Genomic DNA, 11,756 nt, shown 5'->3' on the forward strand with positions numbered 1-11,756 from the left:
ACTTTTCTAAAAAGCCTTTTTAATCCCCTCAATCCAGCCTGCAAGTGCGGTGTCGGAGTCGGGAAGGGGCAGACATTCTGCGCTTAGTACGCCGTTGTAACCGACCTTTATCAATGCTTCGACGATCTCCTTCATTTGAATGTGTCCTTCGCCGGTGTAGCGCCTGTTACTGTCCGCTATATGAATATAGCCCAATAAATTGCCGCAGTCAAGGACAGCTTTCGCCATATCTTTATCCTCTATATTCATATGGAACGTATCCAGCAGAATTTTCGTATTGGGAAGCTGAAAGTTTCGGATGAATGAGGCAGTTTCTTCTGCGGTGTTCAGATAATTATTCTCATATCGGTTAATGGCTTCGAAAACAATTCCCACACCCTTTTCATCGGCATATTCTGCCACCATGCGTGTGGAATTGGCCAAAAGCTCCAATGAACGGGAGCGGGAGGCTTCCGAAGCGAGATTTCCGCGGATGCAGCCAATGATGACGGTTGCGTGATAGGGTGATGCTGCATCTACAAAAGACTTTAGCCTTGCTATGGCTGCCGCCCGGTTATTTTCATCCTCATGGGTCAGGGAGAGTCCTTCCTGCACGTAGGCCCTTCCTGTTGCAAAGGCGGAAATATCCATCTGATGATCACTGCAGGCAACTGCTATCTGATCCAGAGGAATTCGTGACGGATCTGACCAATGAAGCTCAAGGGAATCATATCCTAATCTGGAGGCTAGCGCGATTCTTCCTGCTGGCTCCCCTGCCATAATCACAGGCGAGGAAGGGTTAAGCTCTGCAGAAAGCGTAGCAGCAAGCTTGAACTGATCGGGAAGGCCATTCTTCTTACTCATAATATTTCCTCTCATAACGCGGAAACTTGCCCTGCAATACATCAATTACAGGACAAGTCTACTTGTGGAAGCGCAGATGGATCTGCGCTTCCCGAACCTAATCTTTCAGGCCAACAAGCTGAAGATGCCGACCGATATGGGTGATAAGCCTGCCGTAGTACCGTTCTTCGTTTTGGGAAAGAGTGCGGTACAGCTCATCTTTTAACCGGGAATCACCAAGGATAAAACCATAGGTGATATGGAGCAGCTGCCTGCTGTTGACGTCTGTCAGGTAATCGGCCAAAGCTTCATCGCCGATGGAACTGAGCTCTGCTGCTTTCGATGGATCGGCGGAAACATGATAAAATGCTCTGGCTTGTTCAAAATGGTCAAGAGCTTTTTGATGGATGCTGCGATATAGTTTTGGGTTTTTTTCTGCAATCACACCAATCGCCTCGAGCCAGTTTGTTCCTGAAGTCTTTAAATGAAGTCTTCCCGCAGTATATAATCCGATCAACGGGAAAACACTGAATTTATCGCTGCCGGAATGAATGCTAAGCTTATAGCCAAAATGATCGGCGATGGCAGCATGTTCCTTCAGCTGTTGTTCGAACTCCGAAAAGTTCCCGATATAATCGATGCCTTTTTGAAATTCTCCTATAAACCTGGGTGCGAGGCTTGTGACCTCAATTTTTAGATGATCCAGCTCCATGGCTACGAAAAGATGGCCTTGGGCTGTAGTGACTGCTTCTGTCTCGTCAATGGAAAGTTCGAAATCCACAGCATGATCTGCTTTCTGAATATAGTCGAAGAAAACCTCTTTGACAAATTCAATTGCAAGCCCATAGATCAGCACGCAGCGGATCAGTTCTTCTCTATTGAAACGATATTCTTCCAGACCGATGAGAAATTCCCTGTTCAGGTAGGTATCTCCAACTCTCTGCCTGTAATCAGCGGGGAGGTTTGCGAAAGCTTGCTCCAGCTGTTGAGATGTCATCGCTTCAATTCCTTTTCCGATTTTTTCGGAGCAGTCCAGCGTAATCATGGTATAGCCGCAGTCCAGGGCTTCTTTGATGTCATCTGTTTGTTTCAGATGATCTCCGTCAGCGCCGAAGCCGCCTTGATAACCTTCCTGAAAGACAGCGAAACTTACATCATCAAGAACCTGCGCATAAGTTCTTCCTGTCAAATCCAGTTCTCGTTTGCTTTGCTGAGCCAAAACAGGTCTTGCTGAGCTTCGCTCAAAGCAGCGGATATGACCGGGTGTTGCTATTCCAAGACGATCCCCCAGACCAAAGGTTGCAATCTTGCGACCGAACGCAGAAGGCCTGGTATATGGCAGGAATTGATTCAACACCAACCTGTTCTCATGGCTGAGGGGGCAAATTTTTAATGAAGGCGGCAGGGGTTCGCCATGAAGGCGGGAGGAGAACAGTCCGTTCCCCAATGCCAGAAGCTTTTTCTCACCGGCAATTTTACACAGGATGATTTGGTCTCCTTCAATTTGCTTGTAAGAAGCAGGATACGCTATGATGCTTTCCGGGTCGACTGAGAAAAAGCTGCTTATGGTCTCTTTATATTCTGATATCATGGCCGGGTCTTCACCTCCCTGAAACTTGTTTCGATTAGTCAATGGGGAACTGGAGCATTACTTTGAACGCAGTATCCTTCTCATTGATTGCGGTGTCCATTGCTTCGTGCAGCTTATCAAAGCTGAAATAGTGGGTATTCAAAGCATCAAAATCATACTTGTCCTTGATGGCGCTCATGAAACGGATGGTTCTCTGACCAAAGTCTTTTGTACCTCCGGAACCGTTGATCTTCAAGGTTTTCCAGATGGTCCAGCCCAATTCTACTGGAACCTTTCTGCCGATGGAGTGTCCGATGAGATGAATTCTGCAGCTATGGCCTGCAATGTCAAAGATGGATGCAATCGCAGTATCGTTGCCGGATGCTTCTGCAATAACAGAAGGACCGCTGCCGTTTGTGAGCTTGTCGATCTGCTCTTTTAAATTGCCGGCTGTAGGATCAACAACATGGTCAGCTCCATATTTCAAAGCCAGTTCTCTTCTGGAAGGAATAGGATCTACTACGATTACCGTTGCTCCGGATGTTTTTGCAGCCATAGTCGCAGAAATACCTACAGGTCCTACTCCGAAGATTACTGCTGTATCAGAAGCATCGATGTAACCGCCGTTGCCCCAAAGCCCGAAATAGCCGATGGAGAAGGTTTCAACCCAAGCGCCCATGGCATAGGACCAGTCGTCTGGAATCTGGTGGACATACTGTTCTTCTACGATCATGTACTCGCCCATTCCTCCGGGAGAGTCAGGACGAAAGCCGATTTCTCTCATATTCAGACACGCAGAGGGCATCAAACCATCTTTGCAGTTCTGACATACGCCGCAGGCCATAACACAGTCACCTGTAACCTTCATGCCAGCCTTCAGTGTGGATACACCGGAACCAACCTCAACAATTTTTCCTCCCCATTCGTGTCCGGGAGTATAAGGAGCAATGTCATATCGTCCTTCAGCGGATTTCCCTTCAAAACATTCTACGTCGGAGCCGCAAATGCCGCAGGCACCTACCTGAATCAGGACCTGATTGGGTTTCAGAGGAGCAAGTTCAACTTCTTCGATTCGAAGATCGTGTGGCTTATGCAGAAAAGCAGTCTTGGATTTCATTTTGTTATCTCCTTTATATATAATATATTTGGATTTTCTAGAGTCTTTCGAAGATTCCGATTCTTGGAAGCTCGTCTACGGATTTCCAACCTTCGCTGAGAGGCTCTCTCAGGAATGGCTCCATATCTTCCGGCTTACGCAGAGTGATCTGATCTACCGGCGGAACGGTTCCAGCAGGGTATGCTTCGAGAATTTCGTCATGAAGCAGTGTCAGGTATTTCAGGATTGCAGCAATCGGTCTTTTCGCCTTGTCTGCTGTAGCCTGAGAAGGCTTGCCTACGATACCTTCAGGAGTGGCAGCTCTTTCAATCGCTGCGTGGCCTTCTCCTTCAGACCATCTGCAGGGTCTTCTGTAAGGATCTACGGATTTGTCCATATGACCGTCAGGCAGAAGCGCTTTTCCGTCTGCATCCTGTACAACGTTCATGTCAATCATTTCCTTAAACATCAGCAGAGCAACTGCAGTTTCTGCTTCATCAGCGTGGATGAAGTTGGTCTCAAGGCTGTTCTTGCGGTTTGTGGGATAGAAGAATTCTCTGACCGCTCTGTGCCACTCGATGACTCTGAAGATACCTGGAAGCTGATATCTTTTGCAGAACTCGTGTATTGCTGATTCCAGCATCCACAGATGTCCGTGGTTATTCACAAAGATGATCTTTCTGTAGCCATCGTTCCACAGTCCGAGCATGCAGTAAATTAAGGATTCTTTAACAACTTCCTCCGGCATGATTACTGTTCCGGGCATCCCGATATGATGATAAGGATGGCCGCCGTAGTTCAGTGGTGTGAATGCAAGGTTCACTTCATGTCCCTGCTTAGCAGTAAATCTTCTTACGCCTTCAAGAATCTGAGTACACATAAAGGTATCAAGACCAGTGTTGGCGTGCATGCCATGGTTTTCTGTACATCCGATTGGCACGAATACGATGTCATTTTTTCTTCTTTTCTCAATCTGTGTTGCCCGGGGGGTATTCTGAATATAAGTTCCAGCTACGCCAAGCTCGGAAGGGGATGGGATTCCATACTCCTCAAGGATTGCATCGATCTCTTCTTCAGAAGCATCCCAGATCTGTTTCTTCATTTGACCGACTGCATTGTCACCCTCAAACATGATGTTTGGGTCTTCAGTAAATAACCATTTTTTTTCAGGTACCATGTTGTTTTCCTCCGTTATTCTCGATGTGTTAACTTAACTTTGTAATTGAATCATTTGGCAATGGAAATGGCAGAAAACGTATTCTCATTTTGAGCTGAAAAACGTTTTTCTATTTACCCAGATTATATTATCAATCATTAAAATTGTCAACAGAAAAAAATAAAAAATGCATGAAAAAAAGAAAAAGATACAAAATAAGAATTGTGAAAGAAATGTCATGGTAGAACAATGATATTAATTAGTATGCGTATTTTTTTACTATTGACAAATCACCTATAAGATGGTAGTATCAACCTTAGCAAGCGTTTTCGTAAAACGCCTGAGGTACTTCTCTGTTATTAGCAGTTTGAGCTGTTAATATAAAGGATTATTCAATCAATCGTTTAGAATTGAGGAGGAAAAAAAATGAAAAAGATACTTGCAATTTTGCTGGTACTCGTACTCGCCCTTGGAATGTTCACCGCATGCGGCGGCGGAGCTGACAAAGAGACTCCTGCTGATGGCGGAACAAAAACAATCGGATTTGCATCCTGCAATCTGAATGACACATTCCAGACTTACGTTGTTGATGCGGCTACCGCAAAAGCTCAGGAACTCGGATATAAACTCGACGTTCAGGATGCGCAGGAAGACGTAGTAAAACAGCAGGATCAGGTTAACACAATGATCCAGCAGGGTTATGATGCGATCATGGTAGTTCCGGTTGATACCGCAGCTATGGGTCCGATCACTGACGCTGTTACAGCTGCAGGAATTCCACTGGTATACGTTAACAGAAACCCCTTCGGAACAGACAACCCACCGGAAGGCGTATACTATGTAGGTTCACAGGAAATCGTTGCTGGTCAGCTCCAGGGTCAGTTCCTTGTTGACAAAATGGGAACAAAAGGCGGAGTTGGAATCCTGATGGGAATCCTGAGCAATGAAGGTGCTGTAAAGAGAACTGAAGGAAACGAAGAAGTTCTTGCTCAGTATCCTGATGTCAAGATCCTTGCAAAAGAGTCCGGCGAATGGCAGTATGACAAAGGTATGTCCATTACCGAAAACTGGCTCACTGCTTATGGCAATGATCTGAATGCGATTCTTGCTAACAATGACGGTATGGCTATCGGTGCTCTTCAGGCTCTTGAAGCTGCTGGAAGAGATGATGTTATCGTCGTTGGTGTAGATGCTATTCCTGATGCTGTTAATTTAGTAGCAGAAGGTAAATTGGATGCTACTGTACTTCAGGATGCTGAAGGACAGGGCGCAGGTGGTGTTGATGTAGCCGTTAAGGCAGCTACTGATGCAGCTCCTGAAGCAGTTACTTGGATTGACTTCGTTCTGGTTACCCCTGACAACGTTGCTGATTTCCAGTAACTACATAAACGAGGATCAACGAGATGTGGGAGAGGGGTTTTTATGCCTTTCTCCCACAATTTAATTAAGAGGTGAAGGCAATGGAAATGGAAAAAGACATCCTGGTCATGAAAGACATTGTGAAGACCTTTCCTGGTGTAAAAGCACTAAAGGGAGTTCAGCTCAATGTCAAATACGGTGAAATTCATGCCTTGATGGGGGAAAACGGCGCAGGAAAATCCACCCTCATGAAAAGCTTGATCGGGATTCATCCACCTACATCCGGGCAGATATATTTTGAAGGAAACCTGATTGAGAATTACACCACGGCTGAAGCTCTGAAAATGGGTATTGCGATGATTCACCAGGAATTGAGCCCTGTAGAGCATCGTTCCATCATGGAAAATATCTGGCTGGGAAGAGAACCCAAAAACAAACTGGGTCTCATTGACCACAAAAAAATGTATGAAATGAGTAAAGAAGTTTTAAAAGAAATTGATTTTAACGAAGACCCGAAGACTCTAATGGTAAACTTGACAGTTGCACAGATGCAGATGATCGAAATCGCAAAAGCATTGTCTTATAAGGCAAAGCTTATAATTATGGACGAACCGACTTCTGCGTTAACCAATAAGGAAATCGATCAGCTGTTTTCAATCATGAGAAGGCTTAGAGAAAGTGGAAAATCGATAATTTATATTTCACATAAATTGGACGAAATTTATACAATTACAGATAAGATCACTGTCTATCGTGACGGGGAATTCATTGGTACCGGCAATACGAAGGACATTGACGTTTCTCAGTTGATCAAAATGATGGTTGGCCGTGAAGTTGATGAAATGTTTCCAAAAGAGATCTGTGAAATCGGTGACGTAAAAATGGAAGTTAAGAACCTTTCTTACGGCAAGAAATTTCAGGATGTATCTTTCAACGTACGAAAGGGAGAAATTCTGGGAATTGCAGGTCTGGTCGGCGCAGGAAGAACTGAGGTAATCGAAACGATCTTCGGGATTAGAGGAAAGACCAGCGGACAGATCATCATTGATGGAACAGAAGTGAACATCAAGACTCCAAGAGATGCCAAGGAAAACAAAATGGCACTTTTGACAGAAGACAGAAGACAGACGGGAATTTTCCCAATGCTGACCGTATTGCAAAATACGATCATCGCACACTTAAGCAAATATGTTAAAAAGAATGGACTATTAGATCATAAACAGGCGATTGCAGACACTAATGAATATGTCAGCGCCATCAGTATTAAAACACCGAGTATTTATCAGAAAATAGAAAATCTCAGCGGAGGAAACCAGCAGAAAGTGCTGGTGGCCAGATGGCTTTTAACCGATCCTGAGATCCTTTTCCTGGATGAGCCCACAAGGGGAATCGACGTCGGTGCCAAATCCGAAATCCACAGGCTGATTACCAGACTTGCAGGACAGGGAAAATCCATCATCATGGTTTCCTCCGAACTGCCTGAGGTAATGGGAATGAGCGACCGAATCGTAATCATGCATGAAGGTAAGGTTACCGGTATTGTAGAAAACAACAGTGAACTAACACAGGAAGAAATCATGAGATATGCTACGGGCCAGCAGGCCGAACGTACGGCATAACCAAATACAAGGAGGATTAGTCAATGACGTCTGATTCAAAAAAGTTAATGGAGAAATCCGGGATCGCAAATGACCATAAAGCAACTGCCAAAGCTCTTTTGGGCAAATATGGAATTATTCTGGTTCTGCTTTTCCTGATCATAGTTATTTCAATTGCACAGCCAAAATTCTTATCACCAACGAATCTTTTCAACGTAATGACTCAAAGCTCGATCTTCGGTATCATGGCTCTGGGTATGACGTTAGTTATTACATCAAAGGGAATTGACCTTTCAGTAGGATCTGTTCTTGCCTTCTCCGGCGTTGTTGCCGCGAGCCTTGCGCAGGTCAGCACTGCTACCACACACTATTATGCAAATCTTCCCCAGCTGCCCTTTATCGTACCGATTCTTGCAGCGTTAGCCATCGGTTGCCTGCTGGGTGCGATCAACGGAGGATTGATTGCCTTTACTGGCATCCCGGCCTTTATCGCAACCCTTGGTATGATGACCATCGCAAGAGGTGCTGCGCTGATTTACACAGGCGGTAAGCCAGTCAGCCAGTTTGTACCTGGCATCATGAAAATCGGTGGTAAGGTAGGGGACTTCCCGGTACCTGTAATCGTGTATCTTATCATGATTGCTATTACTTGGGTTCTCTTGGGATACACCAGCTTTGGTAAAAACGTATACGCTATCGGCGGTAATATTAAAGCGGCCGAAATATCAGGTGTTAATGTCAAGAAGAATCTGGTTCTGATCTATGGATTCGCAGGTCTATGTTCTGCAGTAGCCGCTTTGGTTTTCGCAGGACGTGTAGGAAGCGTACATCCAGGTGCAGCTACTGGTTATGAGCTCACTGCAATCGCAGCGACCACAATCGGCGGAACAAGCCATTACGGCGGTATCGGAACCATCTGGGGAGCTGTTGTCGGTGCACTGGTACTCGGTGTACTGAGAAACGGACTCACCTTACTCGGAATTGACGCTTATTGGCAGCAGATTATCGAAGGCTGCATCATTATTGTCGCTGTAATATTTGATATGAGAAAGAATGCCAAAAAGAAGTAGAAAAGCTTCCCCGACATTCGAACAAGGAGGAAAAAAATGAGTAAACTTTTGGAAATGACGCAAAAATTTCCGATGACGAAGTACTGGAATGATTCCTGTTCAATTAAGGAACTGACCTATGCCATCGAGAGGGGCGCTGTAGGCGCTACGACCAACCCGGTCATCGTAAAGGGCGTACTGGAAAAAGAACTGGACAGCTACCGTGATTACATCGCTCAGCTGGTCAAAGACAATCCGACCAAATCTGAGGATGAAATTGCTTGGATCGTGATCGAGAAAATGGCGATTGACGGTGCAAAGCTGCTTGAGCCTATGTTCGATCCTAAAACAGGAACCGGAAGACTTTCTATTCAGACTAATACAAAGTATTTCAACAATGCAGAAAAGCTTGTAGAGCAGGCAGTCTACTTCAACACCCTTGCTCCCAACATGCAGGTTAAGGCACCTACAACAGCAGCTGGTATCAAGGCATTTGAAGAAATGACTTACCAGGGTGTCAGCATCAATGCGACAGTATCCTTCTCCGCAACTCAGGCTATCGCAGTAGGCGAAGCCGTAGAAAGAGGACTTGCAAGAAGAGAGGCGGAAGGCCTTGACAACTCCGAGATCAATCCTGTTTGCACCATCATGGTTGGACGTCTTGACGACTGGCTGAGAGAAGTAGCGGATAAGAAAGATATCTGTGTTGATCCATGTGCATTCTTCTATGCTGGAATTGCTTGCGTAAAGAAAGCATACAAGGTATACAACGAAAGAGGCTACAAGACAAAGATGCTGTCCGCAGCATACAGAACACCGCTGCAGTGGCTGGAGTTCATCGGCGGCGACATGCTTATGACGATCCCCTACAAGAATCAGGTACCATTCAATGGCTCTGATTTTGAAATTGAAGCTCGCATGGATAAGGAAGTAGATCCTTACTACATCAAGGAGCTGAGAAAGCTTCCTGACTTCATCAAGGCTTATGATGAGATGAGCGTAGAAGACTTTGATACCTTCGGACCGGTTGTTAAGACACTGACTCAGTTCGCAGGCGGATATGACGATCTTGTTAAGATCATCAGAGCATTTATGATCAAATATTAATCTGACCAGGTGTACGGTTTTAGCCGGAAGCCTTAAGGGTTACAAATTTATAAAACAACATCAAGGAGAGGGCGAAACCCCTCTCCTTATTTCCGAATTAAGGAATAAATGAGTGCGCCCGGAGCCATTTTGGCAATGAGAGGCCGCCGCTTATTCTGAAAATAAGGGGCCGAGAGCAATTCGTGCCTCTGAAAGGAGACAAGATATGGTAACAGTATACGGTGATATGAAAAAGGGTTACAATGAGATCTGCAATATGGAAGATAACCATACCGACATGCTGATGGATATCGGGATTCAGAAGATGGATGCGGGAGAAACCCTGACCATTTTGGAATCGGAAAAAGAAACTGCAGTTCTGCTGTTAGACGGAGAAATTACCCTGAATTGGGAAGGAAACAGTGCGGATGCAGTGAGACGTTCCCTCTTTGATGAAAACCCGGTTGTGCTCCATGTAGCAAAGGGCGTAGAAATCACGGTAACAGCAAAGGATAACGTAGAGATTTTAATACAGAAGACCACAAATGAAAAGAGTTTTGCTTCAAAGCTTTATACCCAAGAGGATATCGGGACCGGATTCTTTGGAGATGGGGTCTGGGAAAATACGGCTCGCAGAGCTGTAAGAGACGTCTTTAATTACAGCAATGCTCCCTATTCCAATATGGTCCTAGGTGAACTGATCAACTACCCTGGCAGATGGTCTAGCTATATTCCCCACGGCCATGATCAGCCTGAGGTCTATTACTATCGCTTTGACAGACCAGAAGGTTTTGGTGCAGCGTTCCTTGGAGACGAAGCCTTTAAAATTATGGATAACAGTGCGTTCTTTATTCCAGGAGGACCGACCCATCCGCAGGTTGCAGCGCCCGGCTTTGCTATGTACTATACCTGGATGATCCGTCACCTTGAGAACAATCCATGGGTATCCAGAGACAACGATCCTAGATACAATTGGCTTCTTGAAGCCGACGCGAAGATCTGGCCGAATAAATAGACTTTGGAAATCAAGCGCCTCCGGTTGCATTCAGATGCAAAGGAGGCGTTTTCGTTAGTCTCATCCGGGTTGACAGGACAGGGCCTCTTTGTCATAATAAAAGGGTAAGCAGGGATAAGGAGGAAGAATTTTGAAATATAAACTTGTTGTATCGGATTTAGACGGCACTCTTTTAGGCAATGACGGAAACGTGTCAGCGGCTACAAAAGAATTGATCCAATCATACCAGCGTCAAGGAGGTATCTTTACCGTTGCTACCGGAAGAATGGAGGATGCGGTGAAGCCGCATTTGAATCTTTTGAATGTCGCAGGGCCTGCAATTCTTTATAACGGCGCTAAAATAATAGACATGGATAAGAATGATATCATTTTCGAAGCATTCTTGAAATATGAAGTGGCGAAAGAAGCGTTAAAACTGCTCCAAGATTATGAGTGGGATGTTCTTTTATATCAGAACGGTAAGATTTACATAAAAGAAATGACTCCTGGAATTGAAAAGCACCTCAAAAAGGAAGACGTGGAATGCGAAGTAGTGGGGGATTTGCATGATTTCCTGCAGCTTGCTCCGACGAAAATTCTGATCATAGGCGACAATGGTAAATTCGATTTTTTTTCGCAAGATCTGCAAAATCGCATGGGAATAAAGATCAACTTTACCCAATCAGAAGAAACTTATCTTGAAATTCTTCCGGAAGGAGCTTCGAAGGGAGCTGCACTCAAGACGCTAGCGGATGCTCTTAAGATTTCGATAGAAGATGTCATTGCAATCGGAGATCATTTAAACGATCTGTCGATGATACAGGTTGCAGGACTGGGAATTGCAATGGAAAATGCCCATCCTCAGCTGAAGGACAACGCGGGTTTTATAACCGTTTCCAATGAAGCGGAAGGTGTGAAAGAGGTCTTGCTCAGAGTGCTGAATGATTTGGACTTTTCCTATAATATACCCGATGCTGATGCTATCTAAGGGCACTGATTCATTCTGAGTACGCATCTGATCGGCTA

10 protein-coding genes are annotated in these 11,756 nt (G+C 45.0%); 6 read left to right on the forward strand and 4 right to left on the reverse strand.

Annotation, left to right across the window (positions count from 1 at the left end):
- Positions 1 to 6: 6 nt before the first annotated feature.
- Genes FRZ06_19855 through FRZ06_19870 form a run of 4 tightly spaced genes read right to left on the reverse strand, consistent with a single transcriptional unit; the run spans position 7 to position 4,665 of the window.
- Positions 7 to 888: a sugar phosphate isomerase/epimerase gene (locus FRZ06_19855; protein QOX65451.1), complete on the reverse strand. Its 882-nt coding sequence runs from the start codon at positions 886 to 888 to the stop codon at positions 7 to 9.
- 52 nt (positions 889 to 940) lie between these two features.
- Positions 941 to 2,413: a hypothetical protein gene (locus FRZ06_19860; protein ID QOX65452.1), complete on the reverse strand. Its 1,473-nt coding sequence runs from the start codon at positions 2,411 to 2,413 to the stop codon at positions 941 to 943.
- A gap of 34 nt (positions 2,414 to 2,447) precedes the next feature.
- On the reverse strand, positions 2,448 to 3,509 hold the full coding sequence (locus FRZ06_19865) for a zinc-binding dehydrogenase (GenBank protein ID QOX65453.1): 1,062 nt from the start codon (positions 3,507 to 3,509) through the stop codon (positions 2,448 to 2,450).
- Between the two features lie 37 nt (positions 3,510 to 3,546).
- The gene (locus FRZ06_19870; protein QOX65454.1) at positions 3,547 to 4,665 is read right to left on the reverse strand and encodes a creatininase family protein; all 1,119 of its coding nucleotides are present in this window, start codon (positions 4,663 to 4,665) and stop codon (positions 3,547 to 3,549) included.
- A 405-nt stretch (positions 4,666 to 5,070) separates the two neighbouring features.
- Between FRZ06_19870 and FRZ06_19875 the strand changes: the two genes are divergently transcribed.
- From FRZ06_19875 to FRZ06_19900, 6 genes are all read left to right on the forward strand, one after another.
- Positions 5,071 to 6,024 carry a sugar ABC transporter substrate-binding protein gene (locus FRZ06_19875; protein ID QOX65455.1) on the forward strand — a complete coding sequence of 318 codons (954 nt, stop codon included), beginning with the start codon at positions 5,071 to 5,073 and terminating at the stop codon, positions 6,022 to 6,024.
- 80 nt (positions 6,025 to 6,104) lie between these two features.
- The gene (locus FRZ06_19880) at positions 6,105 to 7,622 is read left to right on the forward strand and encodes a sugar ABC transporter ATP-binding protein (protein QOX65456.1); all 1,518 of its coding nucleotides are present in this window, start codon (positions 6,105 to 6,107) and stop codon (positions 7,620 to 7,622) included.
- A 23-nt stretch (positions 7,623 to 7,645) separates the two neighbouring features.
- Positions 7,646 to 8,671 carry an ABC transporter permease gene (locus FRZ06_19885; protein QOX65457.1) on the forward strand — a complete coding sequence of 342 codons (1,026 nt, stop codon included), beginning with the start codon at positions 7,646 to 7,648 and terminating at the stop codon, positions 8,669 to 8,671.
- 54 nt (positions 8,672 to 8,725) lie between these two features.
- Positions 8,726 to 9,757, forward strand: coding sequence for a transaldolase (locus FRZ06_19890; GenBank protein QOX66024.1), 1,032 nt, complete (start codon positions 8,726 to 8,728; stop codon positions 9,755 to 9,757).
- Positions 9,758 to 9,962: 205 nt separating this feature from the next.
- Positions 9,963 to 10,751: a 5-deoxy-glucuronate isomerase gene (locus tag FRZ06_19895; GenBank protein QOX65458.1), complete on the forward strand. Its 789-nt coding sequence runs from the start codon at positions 9,963 to 9,965 to the stop codon at positions 10,749 to 10,751.
- Between the two features lie 127 nt (positions 10,752 to 10,878).
- The gene (locus FRZ06_19900; protein ID QOX65459.1) at positions 10,879 to 11,718 is read left to right on the forward strand and encodes an HAD family hydrolase; all 840 of its coding nucleotides are present in this window, start codon (positions 10,879 to 10,881) and stop codon (positions 11,716 to 11,718) included.
- Positions 11,719 to 11,756 lie beyond the last annotated feature (38 nt).

The sequence above is a fragment of the Clostridiales bacterium genome, assembly GCA_015243575.1.
Lineage (GTDB): Bacteria > Bacillota > Clostridia > Peptostreptococcales > Anaerovoracaceae > Anoxybacterium > Anoxybacterium hadale.